Here is a 16,757-nt window from a genome sequence, read left to right as displayed (position 1 = left end):
CGGCGTCTGCAAGCCTGAAGGTGAGCGAGGGCCCCCTGTGCACGGCTCGTGGCCCGGATGGTGCTTGACTGAGTGGTCGACATGAAGCACCGAGTGGTCGTCGTCGATGGCTCCAACCTGGCCACCGAGGGTCGTAGCGCACCGAGCCTCCGTCAGCTGGACGAGGCCGTGCGCGCCTTCCTGGCGGAGAACCCCAACGACAAGGTGATCGTGGTGGTCGACGCCACGTTCGGGCACCGCATCGACCCGTCCGAGGCCGCCGAGTACGAGGCCGCGGTGGTGAACGCCGAGCTCGTCACACCGCCCGCCGGCGCCATCGGTCGCGGCGACGCCTTCGTGCTCCAGATCGCCGACAAGGCCGACGCGACCGTGCTCTCCAACGACTCCTTCCAGGAGTTCCACGGCGACTACGACTGGCTGTTCGACGACGGTCGCCTGATCGGCGGCAAGCCCGTCCCGCACGTGGGGTGGGTCTTCGTCACCCGCGCGCCGGTTCGGGGGCCCACCAGCCGCCGGGCGGTGCGGGACGCCAAGAAGACCAAGAGCCGCCCCGCCGCCCCGGTGCCCGCCGCGCCGGCGGCGCCGGCGGCCCCGAAGCCCCGCCGCGCACCCAGGCAGCGCACCGCCAGCCCCGCAACGTCAGAGGTCGGGGCGGGGGCGGCGCTGGCGCCGGCGCCGGCCGACACCGACGGGCGGGCGCGGCGGCGCGGCACGCTCGTCAAGCCGGAGCCGATCAACCAGCCGCTGCCCTTCATCGAGTTCATCGCCGAGCACCCGCTGGGCACCGTCGTCGAGGGAGAGGTGGAGTCGTTCTCGTCCCACGGCGCCTACGTCCAGGTCGGATCGGCCCGGTGCTACGCGCCGCTCCGCAACCTCGGCGAACCGGCACCCCGGAGCGCCCGCAGCGTGCTCACCCTCGGCGAGACGCGGTCGTTCGTCGTGGTCGCCCTGGAGCCGACCCGGCGCAGCATCGACCTGGCGCTCCCCGGTGTGGCCCGGGTGGAGGTGCCGGTGCCCGAGCCGGTGGCGCCCATGACCAAGGCAGAGGCCAAGCGGGCCCGGAAGGCCGCCAAGGAGCTGGAGGCGGTCGGTGGGACCGGCTCGGACGAGGCGCCCGCGGGCGAGGTGCCGCCGGCCGGTGCACCCGAGGAGCGCGCCGTCGCCGGCGAGGCGGCCGCGCCGGCACCGGTGGAGCGGATCGCCACGGCGAGGCGGCCGCGACGGGCGGCGGCCGAGAAGGTGACGGTCGAGAAGGCGACGGCCGAGAAGGCTCCGGCCAGGAAGGCGCCGGCGTCCAGGAAGGCGCCGGCCAGGAAGGCCGCGGCCACCGAGGCGCCGGCCGCCGCGACGGCACCGACCGAGAGGGCTCCGGCGGCGGCCGCCAAGAGGGCCGCCAAGGCGCCCGCGGCGAAGGCGCCGGCCGCCAAGAAGGCTCCGGCCGAGAAGGCGCCCGCGGCGAAGGCGGCGGCCGAGAAGGCGCCAGCGGCGAAGGCGCCGGCCAAGAAGGCGCCCGCGGCGAAGGTCGCGGCCAAGAAGGCGCCCCCGGCGAAGGCGCCGGCCGCCAAGAAGGCGCCGGCCAAGAAGGCGACCGCGGCGAAGGCGCCGGCCAAGAAGGCGCCCGCCGCGAAGGCGCCGGCCCCGCCGACGGGCGCCGCCGAGGAGCAGGCCGGCTCCCCGCCCGACTGACCTCGCGGTCCAGCCGGGCCGTCGGAGTCGAAGCGGCGGGCCGGGCCGGAGCAGGCGTGGGACGGCCGACCGGCACCCGGACGGCCCGGCGGTAGGGTGCCCCCCCGTGCGGATCGCGACCTGGAACGTCAACTCGCTCAAGGCGCGCCTGGCGCGGGTGGAGGAGTGGCTGGAGCTGGCCCGGCCCGACGTTCTCTGCATGCAGGAGACGAAGCTGGCCGACGCGGCCTTCCCCGCCCTGGCCTTCGAGGCCCTGGGCTACGCCAGCGCCCATCACGGCGAGGGGAGGTGGAACGGCGTGGCGATCCTCAGCCGTGTGGGGCTCGACGACGTCGTCGCCGGGTTCGCCGACGCCGAGGCCCCCGACGCCGAGGCCCCCGACGCCGAGGCCCCCGACGCCGAGGCCCGGCTGCTGTCCGCCACCTGCGGCGGGGTGCGGGTGGTCAGCGTCTACGTGCCCAACGGCCGGTCCCTCGACCACGAGCAGTACCGCTACAAGCTGGCGTGGCTCGGCCGTCTGCGGCGCCACCTGGCCGCCACCGTCGACCCGTCGGGCGACGCCGTCGTGTGCGGCGACTTCAACATCGCTCCTGACGACCGTGACGTGTGGGACCCGGGCCACTTCGTCGGGGCCACGCACGTGAGCGAGGCAGAGCGGGCCGCGCTCGGTGATCTCGAGGCGTGGGGCCTGGTCGACGTGTTCAGGCGGCACTTCGACGCCGACGGGCTGTTCTCCTGGTGGGACTACCGCGGGGGCGACTTCCACCAGAAGCGGGGGATGCGCATCGACCTCATCCTGGCGACCCCGTCGATGGCATCGCGCTCGGTGTTCGCGCTGATCGACCGCAACGCCCGGAAGGGCCAGCAACCCTCCGATCACGCACCGGTGATCGCCGACTTCGAGGAGCGCCCGTGACGGACGGCGGCGAGCCCGGGATCACGATGCCCTACTCGGTCCCCGGGGGCGACTTCGGCGAGCGGATCGCCGAGCGCTTCCGCCGGGCGAGGGAGAGCGACAGCCCGCGCCGGGCCGAGCTCCGCCGCTTCGCGAGCGCGGCCCGGCTCGCGATCGATCGGGTCGTGGCCACCAACGCGCCGCCGGAGGTGATCGCTGCGGTCGCCGACCGTCTCGAGGAGGCCGCGGCGCTGCTCGAGGGCCATGGGCAGGGGCGGCTCTACGAGGGCTGGTCGGAGTCGGCCAACGCGGGGGATCCGCACGCCTTCTTCGACTTCAGTCCCACGATCGGCGTCGCCAACCCCCTCGCCCCACCCATGGAGCTGTCGGTGGTCGACGGCCACATCGAGGGCCGCGTGGTGTTCGGCGCGGCCTACGAGGGACCGCCCGGCTGCGTGCACGGTGGACACGTCGCCGCGGTGTTCGACGAGCTCCTCGGCATGGCGCAGTCGCTCGGCGGCAGCCCCGGGATGACCGGCAGCCTCACCGTCCGCTACCGCAGGCCGACGCGGCTCCACGTCGAGCTCCGCCTCGTCGGCCGGCTGGTGCGCACCGAGGGTCGGAAGCTCTTCACCGCAGGCCAGCTGTACGACGGCGACGTGCTCACCGCCGAGGCCGAGGGCCTGTTCATCTCGGTCGACTTCTCGCGCATCGGCGAGCTGATCGCCCGGCGCGACACCCCGCCCCGCGACGTCCCCTCCTGACGGCCCGCGGCCACGCCGGCGCGCGTCGGAGGCGTGCGGAGCCCGACCCGGAGGCGCTCAGCCGGCCAGGTGCTCGCGGAGCTTGCCGAGGGCGGTGCCGTAGGCCCGGCGGAGGTCGTCCCTGGGGACGCCGAGCTCGTGGGACAGCTCTCGCAGCGTGAGCGTGGGGGTGCCACCGAGACCGAACCGGGCCTCGACGACGCGCCGCTCCGTGGCGTCGAGCCCATCGAAGAGGTGCTCCTGCGCCGCGTGGAGCGACACGATCTCCTCGTCCAGATCGCTGCTCGGGTCGATGGTGGTGTCGTCGGGAGTGCCGTCGCCGTCGGGGTAGGGCCAACCATCGTCACTGGGCCATACGAACGTGCGCGACATCGGCTCTGTCATCGCGCCGCATCACGAAACCGTCAACCGGCCGATCGGCCCGGCTGCCGGTGCGTTCCGGCTCTGGACCGGCGCCGGCGCCCGGCCGGGGCCCGCGTGGTCGTCAGCGGGAGATCCACCGCTCGACGGCCGCGGCCTCGGCTTCGGCGTTCTCTCGCAGCCCGGACACGATGGCCCGCTCGATGGCGCCACCCACGAGTGGTGCCCGCACCGAGATCTCGGCGCTGGCGACCTGGCGGGTGCACCCCGGCCCGTCGGCGGTGAGGACGCGCACCCCCGAGCAGGTGAGCCGGTCGGGGTAGTGGTCGGGCAGGAAGCGGAACCGGGCGCGGCGCGCCCGCCGGTCGATCACCGACGAGTCGACCCACGTGAGCTTGGCGGGGTCGAGCACGGCCCGCACCGCCGCCGAGAGGTTGCCGCTGAACCGGAAGCGGATCTGCTGCTCCACCACGTCGCCGTCGACGTGCTGGGAGAGGAAGTCGATCCCCCCGACGGCCGGGAGCGTGGTCAGCTGGGCGTAGAAGTCGGCGTCGAGGTACGTGGCCTGCACGGCGTCGACGTCGGCGGCGTAGCACTGGACGATCTCGAACTTCATGACGCGCCTCCGCGGGCGTCGGCGACGAGCGCAACGAGACGCTCACCGTAGCGGGCGGCCCGCAGGGGCCCGATGCCCGGCAGGTCTCGCACGTCGTCGACGGTGGCTGGCCGGGCCGCGACCAGCACCGCCAGGGCCTCGTCGGGCAGCACGATCTGCGGTGCGACGTCGGCTGCCCTGGCCTCCGCTGCCCGCCACCGCCGCAGCGCCGTGAGCACGCTGTCGTCGCCCGCGAACCCGCCGGCCACCGGCCGCGGCGACGGCCCGGCCTCGGCCAGCCGGTCTCGCGCCGAGGCCAGCCCGGAGCGCCAGCCGTGACCGCGACCGGCGGCCGGCCGGGTCGTGCCCGCGAGGCGCTGCGCGGCCGCGTCGAGCAGGGCGAGCAGCGGCGACGGCGACCGCTCCACCGTCCGGGTGCCGAAGGTCCGGGTGCGGGCCCACGAGCAGTGCAGCTCGTGCTCGGCCCGGGTGGCCGCGACGTACAGCAGGTTCCGCTCCTCCCGCAGGGCGTCGTTGGTGGTGGCGTGCGAGACGGGCACGAACCCCTCCTCGAGGCCGGCGAGGAACACCACCGACCACTCGAGGCCCTTGGCTGCGTGGAACGTGGCCAGCTCGACGGCATCGGCGCCGACGCTCACCGTCTCGGACCGTACGGTCGCGGCCAGCCACGGCCCGAAGCCCGCCGATGACGCGGCCGGATCCACGTCGAGGTACTCGTGGCCGAGCCGCACGAGGGCTTCGAGGGCGCCGCGCCGCTCGCCGGCAGGGTCTCCCTCGGAGCCGACGGCGCCCGACGCGGCCAGGCCCAGCTCGAGGTCGGCGAGGCGGGTGGCGAGGGGTGCCGGGTCGGTCCCGTCGGTGAGGCGAGCGAGGGCGGCGCGGATCTCCTGGCGGTCCAGGAGCGGCCCGGCTCCTCGGACCCGGTAGGGGACCCGCGCGGCGCGCAGCGCCTCCTCGAGCACCGCAGCCTGCGCCCGGGTGCGGGTGAGGACGGCCAGGTCGGCCCAGCGGCGGCCCGGCCCTCGGGCGTCGCGGAGCGCCTGGGCGATGGCCGCGGCCTCGTCGGCGTCGGACGCGTAGGCCCGGACCGTGGGTACGGGGCCGGGCGGTCGGGCAGGCACGAGCGGGGTCGCCCCGGCCGCCCGGCCGCCCTGCACCGCCTGGGCGCACACCAGGATCTCGGGGGACGACCGGTAGCTGCGCGCGAGCCGCACGACGCGCGCGCCGGGATGGTGTCCGGCGAAGCCGGTGAGGTAGCCGGCGTCGGCACCGTTCCAGCCGTAGATGGCCTGGTCGGGATCACCGACCACGCACAGGTCGTCGCGGCCGCCGCGCCAGCCCTCGAGGAGCCGGTGCTGCAGGGGGTTCACGTCCTGGAACTCGTCGACGAAGAGGTGGCGGAAGCGCCAGCGCTGCCGCTCGGCGAAGGCGGGGTCGTGCTCGATGGCGGTCGCGCAGGCGGCCAGCAGGTCGTCGAAGTCGACCAGGTGCTTGCGCCGCTTCACGTCGCGGTAGCGCGCGAACACCTCGGCCACGGCCTCGGCCGCCAGCGGGGGTCTCCTCCCGGCCCGGGCCGCGGCGGCCACGTAGCCCTCCGGTGCCACGAGGCGGGCGCTGGCCCACTCGATCTCGGCGGCCACCTCCGCCGGCATCGTGCCGGTGCCGCTCACGAGCGGGGCGAGCAGTCGGGCCTTGCGTTCGACCAGGGTGGGTGCGGCCCGGCCGTCCTCGGCCCAGCGCTGGCGCAGCTGGGCATAGGCGACGGCGTGGAAGGTGCCGGCGGTGACCCGGTCCCGGAAGCCGAAGGCGGCCAGGCGATCGACCAGCTCGGCGGCCGCCTTGCGGGTGAAGGTGAGGACGAGCACGTGGCGGGGGTCGGCCCCGCCGGTGGCGATGCGATGCGCGACCCGGCGGGTGAGCACCCTGGTCTTGCCCGAGCCGGCGCCGGCCAGGATGCAGAGGGGCGACGCCGGCGTGCTCACGGCCTCGGCCTGGTCGGGGTCGAGCCCGTCGAGCAGCGCGGCGGGATCCACACGGTCACCGTAGCGGTCGCCCGGGGCCCCGGGGCGGGAGCGGGGCCACGCCCCGGCGCGGCCGGGGTCGGAACGCGGCGAGGCCCCGAGTAGCCTTCCGGCTCGCGCCGTCCAGTCTCCTCGGGGCCCACGCCCTCCGGAACCAGCGCGTTCGCGAACCTCGGGGCGACCCACCTGTGGCGGGACCGAACCCCCTCAGCCCGGCTCCGGCGCTTGCGTTCCGGCAGAGGCATCTTCACCCCATCGGCCCCACCCGTCAAGGGGTTTTCTCGCGTCGTGGCCCACTAGCGTGAGGCGGTGGACGACATCCCCCTCGATCGGTTCGAGGACCTGGTGGCCGAGGCCCTCGACGGCCTCCCCGAAGGCCTCGGCGAGCGGATGGACAACGTGGCCGTGTTCGTGGAGGACCGGCCCCGCCAGCGTGGGCTGCTGGGGCTGTACCACGGGGTTCCCCTCACCGAGCGCGACGGCGGCTACGCCGGGATGGTCATGCCCGACCGGATCACGATCTACCGGGAGCCGATCCTCGAACTGTGCGGGAGCGAGGCCGAGGTGGTGCACCAGGTGCGGGTCACGGTGGTGCACGAGGTGGCCCACCACTTCGGCATCGACGACGACCGTCTGCACGAGCTGGGCTGGGGCTGAGTGAGCCGGCTCGCCGTCACCGCCATCGGCGCCGACCGTCCGGGGATCGTGGCCGCCGTGACCCGGGTGCTGGTCGACCACGCCTGCAACCTCGAGGACACGTCGATGACCATCCTCCGCGGGCACTTCGCCATGATGCTGGTCGTCGCCGCTCCCCAGGGCGTCACGTCGACGTCGCTGGAGGCGGCCCTGGCGCCGGTCGCCGACGACCTGGGCCTGGTGGTGGTGGTGCGGGCCCTCGGCGACCCGGCCGGCACCCCCGCGGAGGCGGCAGGGTGGCGGGTGAGCGTGCACGGGGCCGACCGCCCCGGCATCGTGCACCGGGTCGCCGCGGTGTGCGCCGGGCACGGCGCCAACGTGGTCGACCTGAGCACGCGCGTGGTCGGGCCCGACGACAGGCCGGTGTACGTGCTGCTGCTCGACCTCGCCCTCCCGCCCGGGCTGGCGGTCGACCGGCTGCGCGCCGATCTCGAGGCGGCCGCGGCCGAGCTCGACGTCGACTGCGTCCTCCGGCCCGTCGATCCGGACATCTTCTGAACCTGGCCCCGTGATCCGCCCGGTCGTCCTCCTTCCCGATCGCGTCCTGGCGCGCCCGGCCGCACCGGTCGGCGAGATCGAGGCCGCCGCCCGCAGCCTCGCCCAGGACCTGCTCGACACCATGCGTGCCCATACCCACTGCGTCGGTCTGGCCGCCCCGCAGATCGGCGTGGCGACACGCGCCTTCTCGCTCGACGTCACCGGCCACCGCAAGGCCCGGTCGTGCCACGGCGAGCTCGTGCTGTTCGACCCCGAGCTCGTCGCGTGCGAGGGCCGCGAAGTCGCCCGCGAGGGGTGCATGAGCGTGCCCGACCTCACCGGCGACGTGGCCCGTCCCACCTCGGTGGTGGTGCGGGGCCGCACCCTCGACGGCGAGGACCGGGTGATCCGCGCCGACGCCTTCGAGGCCCGCGCCCTGCTGCACGAGCTCGACCACCTGGACGGCCTGCTGTTCCTCGACCGGGTGGTGTCGCCCGACCGGGTCTTCCGCCGGCGCGTCTACCGCTAGCCGCCGGCACGCGACCGTCACCCGACGGCGGAGGAGATGCTCGGTAGGCTCCGCCCATGGCCTTTCCCCGCAAGCTCCTCAACGAGGGCGAGGACATCGTCCTGGACATGCGGCCGCACTGGTGGTACGTGGCCGGGCGCAGCGCCTTCCTGATCCTGGCGGTGGTCGTCGCCATCGTCCTGTACAGCGTGGTCGGCGGCGACGTCTCGGCCTATGTGGGGATCGCGCTCATCCTCGTGGCCCTGGCCCTGGCCGTCTGGCGCTACTACCAGTGGCTCACCAAGGAGTTCGTCGTCACCACCGACCGCGTCATCTACCGCCACGGGGTGTTCGCCAAGCAGGGCATCCAGATCCCGCTGGAGCGGGTGAACAACGTCATCTTCCGGCAGAACGTCATCGACCGCCTGCTCGGGGCCGGGAGCCTGCTCATCGAGTCGGCGTCGGAGTTCGGCCAGCAGCAGTTCTCGTTCATCCGCAAGCCGGACACGGTGCAGAACGTCATCTTCCGGGAGATGGAGCAGAACGAGAACCGCAAGTTCGACCGCGTGCGGCAGCCGTCCGCCGACGGCGTCCCCGATCAGATCCGCAAGCTCGACGAGCTCCGGCAGGGCGGCGTGATCACCGAGCAGGAGTTCCAGGAGAAGAAGGCCAAGCTGCTCGGCCAGATCTGAGCCGCCGGCCGGCCGTGCGCGTGGTCAGCCTGGTCCCGTCCGTCACCGAGACGCTCCTCGCGTGGGGCGTCAGCCCGGTCGGGGTCACGCGGTTCTGCGAGGCGCCGGGCGCCGAGGTCGTCGGCGGCACCAAGGATCCCGACGTGGCCGCGGTCGCCGTGCTCCGCCCCGATCTGGTCGTGGTCTGCGACGAGGAGAACCGGCTCGACGACGCCCAGTCGCTCGCCGCCGCCGGCCTGGCCCTCGAGGTGCTGTCGGTGCGTGCGGTGGCCGATGTGGTGCCGGCGTTGGTGCGGCTGGCCCAGTGCGTCGGTGCCGCGTGGCGCCCGGACGGCGGCTGGCGGGAGCTCGACGTGGCCGCGCCGCACGGTGCCCTCCGGGCGTTCGTGCCGATCTGGCGCCGGCCCTGGATGACCCTCAGCGGCGACACCTACGGGTCGTCGCTGCTCGGCCTGGCCGGGGCCTCGAACGTGTTCGGTGCGTCGCCGGTGCGGTACCCCGAGGTGACCCTGCCCGAGGCGGCTGCTCGCCGGCCGGACGTGGTCCTCGCGCCCAGCGAGCCGTACCCCTTCGGCGGGCGTCACCGCGCCGAGCTCGAGCAGGTGGCCCCCGTCTCGTTCGTGGACGGCCGGGACCTGTTCTGGTGGGGCGTCCGCACACCGTCCGCCCTGCGGCGCCTACGGGCCGCTGTGGGCCGTCTCAGCGGCCGGGAAGCCGGACGAGGCGGAGCGGGCGGTCCTCCTCGTCCGGACGGCCGATCGGCCTGAGGCGGGTGGGCCCGTGGCCGCCCGGCGGCCGGCAGGGGTCATGTCGTGCCGGTCGCCACCGAGGCGCCCGCCGACGCGCGCACCACCCGACCCTCGATCGGCGCACCGGGCTCGCAGAGGGCCACCACGCAGCCGCCGAAGCCGGCCCCGGTGAGGCGGGCGCCGTACACGCCGGCCGTGGCCGACAGGCGGGCGACCAGGGCGTCGAGGACCGGCGTCGACACCTCGAAGTCGTCGCGCAGGCTCACGTGGCTCTCGGTCATCAAGCGCCCCGCCGCGGCCAGGTCGCCGCGGGCGAGGGCGTCGGCGAAGGCGAGGACCCGTGCGTTCTCGGTCACCACGTGTCGGGCCCGGGCGCGCACGACGACGTCGGCCAGCCGGGCCACGTCGGCCGGGCGGGCCTCGCGCAGCGGACCGATCTCGACCGCGGCTGCCTCGCACTGGGCCCGCCGCTCGGCGTAGGCCGAGCCGGCGAGGGCCCGCGGCTGGCCCGACGGCACCACCACCACCTCGACGCCGGGGGGGAGGGGGACCGGGCGGACCTCGAGCGTGGTGCAGTCGACGAGGAGGGCGTGGCCGGCCACGCCGGCGGCCGACGCCAGCTGGTCCATCACGCCGCAAGGCACCCCGCTGGCCCGCTGCTCGGCCCGCTGGCAGGCGAGGGCCAGGGCGAGCGGCGAACCCTCGAAGCCCAGGGCGAGGGCGACCGACACCTCGAGCGCCGCGCTCGACGACAGCCCCGAGCCGACGGGCACGGTCGAGCGGACCCGGCCCACGAGCCCGACCCGGGGCCGGACCTCGGCGACCACGCCGGCCACGTAGCGCGCCCAGTCCGGCTCCACCGCCGCCGGGTCGCCGACGTCGAGCGCGACGCGGGCCGGGTGCGGCCGGGCGTCGGAGTGCAGCTCCACCACGTCGCCGGTGCGCTCGCCCTCCACCACCGTCTCGAGGTCGATCGCCATGGGGAGCACGAGCCCACCCGTGTAGTCGGTGTGGTCGCCGATCAGGTTGACCCGGCCGGGCGCGCGGGCCACCACCGTGGTCACGGGCCGAGGCCGCGGAGCTGCTCGGCGGCGTCCTCGGGCACCACCGGGTTGAAGAACATGCCGGACCCCAGCTCGCCGGCGGCCACGAAGCGCTGCACGCCCGCGGCGCGGTAGGGCGACACCAGCTCGAGGTGCAGGTGCGCCTGCGGCCACGGCGCGCCGTCGGTCGGGCGCTGGTGGATCCAGAGCATGTAGGGGAGGGGCGCGTCGAACAGCCGGTCGAGACGGGCCAGCACGTCGACGAGGAGCGCGGCCAGGGCGGCGCGGCCGGGGTCGTCGAGGCCGGGGAGGTCGGGCAGATGGGCCTCGGGCGCCATCACCAGGCCGTACGGGTACGACGACGCGTGGGGCACCCACGCCCTCCAGCCCTCCGAGCGGGCGACGAGCCGGGCGCCGGGCTGCTCGGCGCAGAGCGGGCAGCCGAGCTCGGCCGCCCGCTCGAGCTCACGACGGGGGACGTCGGGCACCACGTCGAAGGCGTAGATCTGCCCGTGGGGGTGGGCGATCGTGGCGCCGACCTCCGGCCCGCGGTTCTCGAACACGAGCACGTAGGCGATGTCGGGGCGGCCGCCGAGGGCAGCCGTGCGGTCGGCCCACAGATCGACCACCCGCCGCGCGCCGTCGACCCCGAGCGACCAGAAGGTGGCGTCGTGCTGGGGTGTGTACAGCACCATCTCGCACCGGTCGTCGGGCATCGCGGGCCACCGGTTCACGAACCAGAACGTGTCGTAGGGCGCCGGCGCCTCGAGCCCGCCCGGACAGAACGGGCATCCGGCCGCGGGCAGGTTCGGCCGGCCCTGCCGGCTCCCCACGATCACGGTCGTGGCCCCGGTCAGCGGATCGACGCGCGCCTCGCTGGCCCGGCGCGGGGCGGGCTCCTCCGTCACGGGGCGCCCGTCGGTCAGCCCAGCACCGAGCGGTCGCCGGCGCGGAGGCCGTCGGCGATGCGGCGGAACGCGCCGGCCGCGTCGCCGCCCATGGCGTCCGAGTCGGTCCATCGCAGGCCGCGGGACCGGTCGACGCCGTACAGGCCGAAGCGCGGCTCGTAGCTGCCCCACTCGTAGTTGTCGGCCAGGCACCAGTGGTAGTACGCGCCGACGGGCACGCCCCCGTCGAGGAGGCGCACCACCTCTCTGAGGTGCTCCCGCAGGTAGCGGACCCGGTCCCAGCCGTCGAGGCGGGGGTAGGAGCGGCCCCGCCGCACCCGGTTGCAGAGGCCGTTCTCCACCACCCAGACCGGGAGCCCGGGCTCGACGTTCATGCGCACGTACCGGGAGAACCCGGTGGGGTCGGGCGGGTCGTCCCACAGCCTCCGGGCCGGCGTCCAGACCCGGCCGCCGGCCGTGCGATGGCCGGGCAGCCGAACGTGGGAGGCCACGAGGGGGTTGTAGTAGTCGACCTGGGTCACGTCGAGGGTGCACGGGTGGGTGCTGTCGAACACCGCCGACACGGCGCGGGGGAGCGCATGCTCGAGCGGCACCGCGGACCGGGCCCATCGCCGGAGGACGGTCTCGGTGCCGGCCGTGGTCGCGGTCGCCAGGTCGTGCGCGTCGCGACGGGCGAGCAGCCACGGGCCGAGCTCGTCGCGGGCCACGTCGTGGTGGCGGGCGAGGAGCACGTCGATGGCGAGGCGGTCGAGCTCGTAGACGGAGAACGAGTAGTTGTTGGTGGCGACCACGCTCTCCGGCTGCAACGCCTTGATCTCGGCGTACCCGAGCACGTGCGCAGCCAGCAGGTGGTCGATGGCACGGGTGGCCTCGTTCGTCTTCAGGCGCCGGCCCGGTGGGAAGTCGCCGGTGACGTACGTCTGCAGGGCCAGGATGTTGATCTCGTTGATCGTCACCCAGCTGCGGCAGTGTGCCCGGAGACGGCTCACGGCCGTGCGCACCCAACCCGCGTACCGCTCGGGCGAGTCGGCGTCGAGCCAGAGGTCCGGCCCCATCCAGTGGGGGTGGGTGAAGTGGTGCAGGGTGACGAGGGGCTCGAGGCCCCGCTGGTGGCAGGCGTCGAGGATCGCGGCGTAGCGGTCGAGGGCCGTCGTGTCGACGTCGCCCTCGTGTGGCTCGCACCGGGCCCACTCGACGGACAGCCGGAAGGCGTCGCAGCCCGCCGCCACGGCCCGGTCGAGGTGGTGCTCGTACTCGTCCCAGAAGCGGAGGGCGTCGCCGGAGGGCTCGACGCGACCGGCCGCCTCCCAGTCGAACCAGTTGTTGCGGGGCTCGCCCGGGCCGTTGTAGCCGCCCTCGGTCTGGAACCCGGCGGTGGCCACACCGAACCGGAACCCCTCGGGAAGGGTGAAGGGTTCGCTCATCGAGCGCACGGTAGACCCTCGCCGCGGGCCCGGCTGGCGCGCCGCCGTCCGCCGGGACCTCCGGCTCTGGCGGGGCGCGCCGCGGCGGGGCAGGATCGGCACGGAGGTGGTGCCCGATGCTCCGCCGCATCGCTCGCTCCGTGGCGACCAGCGCTCCCGGCACGAATGCCGCCTACCTGGCCTACGGCCTGGCCCGGCCGGCACTCCTGCGGCCGAGCGTCACGCCCGCCGAGGCCCGTCTGGCCCTGCCCGGCGACCATCTCGTGCCCGTGCCGCAGTGGGTGGCCACGAGGGGCGTGACCATCCAGGCGCCCCCGCACGCAGTGTGGCCCTGGCTCGTGCAGATGGGGTTCGGGAGGGCCGGCTGGTACAGCTGGTACCGGTTCGACGACGACGGCCGCCCCAGCGCCGACCACCTCGAGCCCGCCCTGCAGCAGCTGGCCGTGGGCGACCCGATCCCCGACGGGCCCCGCGCCGACGAGGGCATGGGCGTGTGGCGGGTCGCGGTGCTCGAGGCCGACCGGGCCCTGGCGCTGTACTCGTGCCGGCACCCCGTCACCGGCCGGGAGGTCGATCCGCTCGACCCTCACGTCGGCCCGTACGTGGAGTCGAGCTGGGCGTTCGTGCTCCGGCCGGGGGAGCACGGCGACACCCGGCTGCTGGTGCGGGTGCGGGCAACCGTCGCGCCCCGGTGGGCCCGGCCGCTGTTCGGCCTGGTCGGCGCGGCCGACACGGTGATGGAGCACACCATGCTCGACGGGATCCGGCTGCGGGCCGAGCGGCGGGTGCCCTCGGCCAGCCCGGGACCGGTGCACGCCGGCGATCTGTGACGAGGGTCAGCCCGCTGCCGGCCGAGCCGCCGGGGTGAGGGCGAGGGCGTCGGCCAGCCGTTCGAGGGCCTCGCCGTCGAAGGGGGCCCGCAGCGCGATGTTCACCTGTTCGGCGCCGGCCTCGACGTACTCGCCGATGCGCTCGAGCACCTCCTCGTCGCTGCCCCCGAGCACGCCGGGGCGCACGAGCTCGGCGATGCCGCCGAACTGGTGGAGCAGGCTCTCCTCGGTCCAGGCGAGCCCCACGTTGACCGCGCACCGGATCTCGCCCGGGTCGCGACCGACCTCGTCGCAGTGGCGGAGCAGGACCGCGCGCTTGGCCGCGAACTGCTCGGGGGACACGAACGGCACGTTCCAGCCGTCGGCATGGCGGGCGACGATGCGCAGCGTGCGCTTCTCGCCGCTGCCCCCGATCCAGATCGGGAGGTCGGCCTGCAGCGGGCGGGGCTCGCAGCGGGCGTCGTCGAGGCGGAAGTGCTCCCCCGAGAAGGTGGTGCGCTCGTCCCGGAGCAGGCCCCGGATGCAGGCCGCCGCCTCCTCGAGCATGTCGAGGCGCACCTTGGCCGCCGGGAAGGGGATGCCGAAGGCCTCGAACTCGGGCTGGTGCCACCCGGCACCGAGCCCGAGGTCGGCCCGGCCGCCGGAGAGGTGGTCGATGGTGGCGATGGCGTTGGCCAGCACGGCCGGGCTCCGGTAGAGCACGCAGTACACCAGGGAGCCGCAGCGGACCGTGGAGGTGTCGCACGCCAGCGCGGCGTGGGTGGCGACGGCCTCGAGGCAGCTCCCGCCCTCGGCGGCCAGGTCGGCCGAGTAGAAGTGATCCCACACCGAGATCCAGCCGTAGCCGAGCTCCTCGATGCGTCGCCACAGCGCCCGCAGCGTGTCGGTGTCGGTGTTCTGGAGCCCGGCGTGCACCCCGAAGACGGTCATGGGCGGACCCTATCCGGGCTGCCGGCACCGTCCCTTGACCATCCGGTCAAGTCCCGCCAGGATGCCCCGCATGCCGCGCGCCGCCGCCAACGGGATCGAGCTGGAGTACGAGACGTTCGGGGACCCGGCCGACCCGCCCGTGCTCCTGGTGATGGGCCTGGGCGCCCAGCTGACCTCCTGGGACGCGGACCTGTGCCGGCTGCTGGCGGACCGCGGGCGGTTCGTGATCCGGTTCGACAACCGCGACGTCGGGCTCTCCACCAAGCTCGACGGCGCCCGGGTCGACGTGTTGGCCATGGTGGCCGCGGCCCTCGGCGGCCAGGTGATCGACGCGCCGTACACGCTGTCCGACATGGCCGCCGACGCTGTGGGCCTGCTCGACGTGCTCGGCCTCCCCGCCGCCCACGTCGTGGGCGCGTCCATGGGCGGGATGATCGTGCAGACCATCGCGATCGAGCATCCCGACCGGGTGCTCACGATGACGTCGATCATGTCGACCACCGGCAACCGGGCCGTGGGCGGCGCCCAGCCGGAGGCCATGGAGGTGCTGCTCAACCGCCCGCCCGCCGACCGGGAGGGCGCCATCGAGGCGGCGATCGTCGCCTCGAGGATCATCGGGAGCCCCGCGCTCTTCGACGAGGCCCGGGCCCGCCGGCGCGCCAGCGAGGCCTACGACCGCTGCTTCTACCCGGCGGGCACCGGTCGCCAGCTCGTGGCGATCATGGCGTCGGGGAGCCGCGACGACCGCCTGCCGGGCGTGACGGCGCCCACCCTCGTGATCCACGGACGTCTCGATCCGCTCGTGGGCGTGTCGGGCGGCGAGCACACCGCCGAGCTCGTGCCGGGCGCGGAGCTGCTCGTGTTCGACGAGATGGGCCACGACCTGCCCCAGCCGCTGTGGCCGGCGATCGTCGACGCCATCGTGCGCCACACCGAGCGGGTCCCCGCGTCCGGCTGACGCCGACGCGCCCCCTCGCTAGCCTCATCCCAACCAGTCGAGGAGGTCGCCGTGGGACCGCTGTCAGGCGTGAAGGTCATCGAGGTGGCAGGCATCGGGCCCGGTCCCTTCTGCGCCATGATGCTGGCGGACATGGGCGCCGACGTGGTGCGCGTCGACCGGGCCCAGTCCGTCGTCGGGGGAGACCCGGAGCGTCCGCCGGCCGACGCGCTCATGCGGGGCCGGCGCTCGATCGGGGTCGACCTGAAGAACCCCGGCGGGGTCGAGGCGCTGCTCCGCCTGGTGGAGTCGGCCGACGCCCTCGTCGAGGGGTTCCGGCCCGGCGTGATGGAGCGCCTCGGGGTGGGTCCCGAGGTGTGCCTGGCCCGCAACCCGAGGCTGGTGTTCGGTCGCATGACCGGCTGGGGCCAGGACGGGCCCTACGCGCAGGCCGCCGGTCACGACATCAACTACATCGCGCTGGCCGGTGCCCTGGCGCACGTGGGTCGCTCGGGCCAGCCGCCCACACCGCCCCTGAACCTGGTCGGCGACTTCGGCGGCGGCGGGATGCTGCTGGCCTACGGCGTGGTGTGCGGGCTCCTGGAGGCCCAGCGATCGGGGCGCGGGCAGGTGATCGACGCGGCCATGGTCGACGGCGCCGCCGTGCTGATGACGATGTTCCACGCCTTCCGGGCCATGGGGATCTGGAGCGAGGAGCGGGGAACCAACCTCCTCGACACCGGCGCCCACTTCTACGACGTGTACGAGTGCGCCGACGGCGAGTACGTGTCCATCGGGTCGATCGAGCCCCAGTTCTACGCCGAGCTCCTGGCTCGCACCGGGCTGGCCGACGATGCCGACCTGGCCCGCCAGATGGACCGCTCGGCGTGGCCCGCCCTGAAGGAGCGCCTGGCCGAGGTGTTCCGGTCGAAGACGCGAGCCGAGTGGTGCGAGGCCATGGAGACCACCGACGTGTGCTTCGCCCCGGTGCTCACCATGGCCGAGGCGATCGAGCACCCCCACAACCGCCATCGGGGCACCTTCATCGAGGTGGCGGGCGTCGCGCAGCCCGCGCCGGCGCCGCGGTTCTCGCGGACGGAGGTGGAGGTGCAGCGGCCGCCGTCGCACGCCGGCCAGCACACCGACGAGGTGCTGGCCGACTGGTGCGGCCTCTCGACCGAGGAGATCGCCACGCTGCGCGGCGCCGGTGCCGTCAAGTAG

The 16,757-nt window shown here is 74.8% G+C and carries 18 protein-coding genes; 11 read left to right on the top strand and 7 right to left on the bottom strand.

Translation table 11 applies throughout. The features are described from left to right. The first annotated feature begins 81 nt into the window (after window positions 1-81). The 3 genes from IPM45_05340 to IPM45_05330 all read left to right on the top strand — a co-directional run bounded on the left by IPM45_05340 (window position 82) and on the right by IPM45_05330 (window position 3,345). Window positions 82-1,686 (top strand): S1 RNA-binding domain-containing protein, encoded by a 1,605-nt coding sequence (locus IPM45_05340; protein ID MBK9178987.1) that lies wholly within the window; start codon window positions 82-84, stop codon window positions 1,684-1,686. Window positions 1,687-1,792: 106 nt separating this feature from the next. Then, window positions 1,793-2,602 carry an exodeoxyribonuclease III gene (gene xth, locus IPM45_05335; protein MBK9178986.1) on the top strand — a complete coding sequence of 270 codons (810 nt, stop codon included), beginning with the start codon at window positions 1,793-1,795 and terminating at the stop codon, window positions 2,600-2,602. Beyond that, window positions 2,599-3,345 (top strand): PaaI family thioesterase, encoded by a 747-nt coding sequence (locus IPM45_05330; protein ID MBK9178985.1) that lies wholly within the window; start codon window positions 2,599-2,601, stop codon window positions 3,343-3,345. Before xth ends, IPM45_05330 begins: the two co-directional genes overlap by 4 nt. 57 nt (window positions 3,346-3,402) lie before the next feature. On the opposite strand, the gene IPM45_05325 is transcribed toward IPM45_05330, so the two are convergent. From IPM45_05325 to IPM45_05315, 3 genes are all read right to left on the bottom strand, one after another. Next, window positions 3,403-3,717, bottom strand: coding sequence for a hypothetical protein (locus IPM45_05325; GenBank protein ID MBK9178984.1), 315 nt, complete (start codon window positions 3,715-3,717; stop codon window positions 3,403-3,405). A gap of 112 nt (window positions 3,718-3,829) precedes the next feature. After that, window positions 3,830-4,321, bottom strand: a complete 492-nt coding sequence (locus IPM45_05320) for a DUF2505 family protein (protein MBK9178983.1) — start codon at window positions 4,319-4,321, stop codon at window positions 3,830-3,832. Next, window positions 4,318-6,354, bottom strand: a complete 2,037-nt coding sequence (locus IPM45_05315; GenBank protein MBK9178982.1) for a UvrD-helicase domain-containing protein — start codon at window positions 6,352-6,354, stop codon at window positions 4,318-4,320. Before IPM45_05315 ends, IPM45_05320 begins: the two co-directional genes overlap by 4 nt. Before the next feature lie 378 nt (window positions 6,355-6,732). Between IPM45_05315 and IPM45_05310 the strand changes: the two genes are divergently transcribed. The 5 genes from IPM45_05310 to IPM45_05290 are packed head-to-tail and all read left to right on the top strand — an operon-like array spanning window position 6,733 to window position 9,482. Then, a complete protein-coding gene (locus tag IPM45_05310) occupies window positions 6,733-6,999 on the top strand; it encodes a metallopeptidase family protein (GenBank protein ID MBK9178981.1) in 267 nt (88 codons plus the stop codon). Then, on the top strand, window positions 7,000-7,536 hold the full coding sequence (locus tag IPM45_05305) for an ACT domain-containing protein (protein ID MBK9178980.1): 537 nt from the start codon (window positions 7,000-7,002) through the stop codon (window positions 7,534-7,536). It abuts the gene before it with no gap. After that, on the top strand, window positions 7,520-8,044 hold the full coding sequence (def, locus tag IPM45_05300) for a peptide deformylase (GenBank protein MBK9178979.1): 525 nt from the start codon (window positions 7,520-7,522) through the stop codon (window positions 8,042-8,044). The genes IPM45_05305 and def overlap by 17 nt, the downstream gene beginning before the upstream one ends. A gap of 56 nt (window positions 8,045-8,100) precedes the next feature. Then, window positions 8,101-8,715 carry a PH domain-containing protein gene (locus IPM45_05295; protein ID MBK9178978.1) on the top strand — a complete coding sequence of 205 codons (615 nt, stop codon included), beginning with the start codon at window positions 8,101-8,103 and terminating at the stop codon, window positions 8,713-8,715. Between the two features lie 14 nt (window positions 8,716-8,729). Continuing rightward, window positions 8,730-9,482, top strand: a complete 753-nt coding sequence (locus tag IPM45_05290; protein MBK9178977.1) for a cobalamin-binding protein — start codon at window positions 8,730-8,732, stop codon at window positions 9,480-9,482. Window positions 9,483-9,520: 38 nt separating this feature from the next. On the opposite strand, the gene galK is transcribed toward IPM45_05290, so the two are convergent. Genes galK through IPM45_05275 form a run of 3 tightly spaced genes read right to left on the bottom strand, consistent with a single transcriptional unit; the run spans window position 9,521 to window position 12,839 of the window. Next, window positions 9,521-10,528 carry a galactokinase gene (gene galK / locus IPM45_05285; GenBank protein MBK9178976.1) on the bottom strand — a complete coding sequence of 336 codons (1,008 nt, stop codon included), beginning with the start codon at window positions 10,526-10,528 and terminating at the stop codon, window positions 9,521-9,523. Next, entirely contained in the window at window positions 10,525-11,415 is an 891-nt protein-coding gene (locus tag IPM45_05280; protein MBK9178975.1) for a galactose-1-phosphate uridylyltransferase, read from the bottom strand. The genes galK and IPM45_05280 overlap by 4 nt, the downstream gene beginning before the upstream one ends. A gap of 14 nt (window positions 11,416-11,429) precedes the next feature. Next, entirely contained in the window at window positions 11,430-12,839 is a 1,410-nt protein-coding gene (locus IPM45_05275) for a glycoside hydrolase family 1 protein (GenBank protein ID MBK9178974.1), read from the bottom strand. A gap of 116 nt (window positions 12,840-12,955) precedes the next feature. On the opposite strand from IPM45_05275, the gene IPM45_05270 reads away from it, so the two are divergent. Beyond that, window positions 12,956-13,669: an SRPBCC family protein gene (locus tag IPM45_05270; GenBank protein ID MBK9178973.1), complete on the top strand. Its 714-nt coding sequence runs from the start codon at window positions 12,956-12,958 to the stop codon at window positions 13,667-13,669. 6 nt (window positions 13,670-13,675) lie between these two features. Here IPM45_05270 and IPM45_05265 read toward each other — a convergent pair whose 3' ends face one another. Next, window positions 13,676-14,599, bottom strand: coding sequence for a TIGR03560 family F420-dependent LLM class oxidoreductase (locus tag IPM45_05265; protein MBK9178972.1), 924 nt, complete (start codon window positions 14,597-14,599; stop codon window positions 13,676-13,678). A gap of 70 nt (window positions 14,600-14,669) precedes the next feature. Here IPM45_05265 and IPM45_05260 point away from each other — a divergent pair, with 70 nt between their 5' ends. Both IPM45_05260 and IPM45_05255 read left to right on the top strand, forming a co-directional pair. Next, complete coding sequence (locus tag IPM45_05260; GenBank protein ID MBK9178971.1) at window positions 14,670-15,557, top strand: alpha/beta hydrolase; 888 nt, start codon at window positions 14,670-14,672, stop codon at window positions 15,555-15,557. Window positions 15,558-15,608: 51 nt separating this feature from the next. Then, entirely contained in the window at window positions 15,609-16,757 is a 1,149-nt protein-coding gene (locus tag IPM45_05255; GenBank protein ID MBK9178970.1) for a CoA transferase, read from the top strand.

It is taken from the genome of Acidimicrobiales bacterium, from assembly GCA_016716005.1.
Classification (GTDB): Bacteria; Actinomycetota; Acidimicrobiia; order Acidimicrobiales; family JADJXE01; genus JADJXE01.
Note: the sequence above shows the minus strand (reverse complement) of the source record. Positions and strands in the feature narration are given on the sequence as shown.

What these genes read in the sequence shown, in the direction of transcription:
- IPM45_05340 (MBK9178987.1), top strand. Translation starts at nt 82, where the DNA reads ATGAAGCACCGAGTGGTCGTCGTCGATGGCTCCAACCTGGCCACCGAG.
- IPM45_05270 (MBK9178973.1), top strand. Translation starts at nt 12,956, where the DNA reads ATGCTCCGCCGCATCGCTCGCTCCGTGGCGACCAGCGCTCCCGGCACG.
- IPM45_05320 (MBK9178983.1), bottom strand. Translation starts at nt 4,321, where the DNA reads ATGAAGTTCGAGATCGTCCAGTGCTACGCCGCCGACGTCGACGCCGTG.
- IPM45_05265 (MBK9178972.1), bottom strand. Translation starts at nt 14,599, where the DNA reads ATGACCGTCTTCGGGGTGCACGCCGGGCTCCAGAACACCGACACCGAC.
- IPM45_05325 (MBK9178984.1), bottom strand. Translation starts at nt 3,717, where the DNA reads ATGTCGCGCACGTTCGTATGGCCCAGTGACGATGGTTGGCCCTACCCC.
- IPM45_05275 (MBK9178974.1), bottom strand. Translation starts at nt 12,839, where the DNA reads ATGAGCGAACCCTTCACCCTTCCCGAGGGGTTCCGGTTCGGTGTGGCC.
- IPM45_05310 (MBK9178981.1), top strand. Translation starts at nt 6,733, where the DNA reads ATGGACAACGTGGCCGTGTTCGTGGAGGACCGGCCCCGCCAGCGTGGG.
- IPM45_05295 (MBK9178978.1), top strand. Translation starts at nt 8,101, where the DNA reads ATGGCCTTTCCCCGCAAGCTCCTCAACGAGGGCGAGGACATCGTCCTG.
- IPM45_05260 (MBK9178971.1), top strand. Translation starts at nt 14,670, where the DNA reads ATGCCGCGCGCCGCCGCCAACGGGATCGAGCTGGAGTACGAGACGTTC.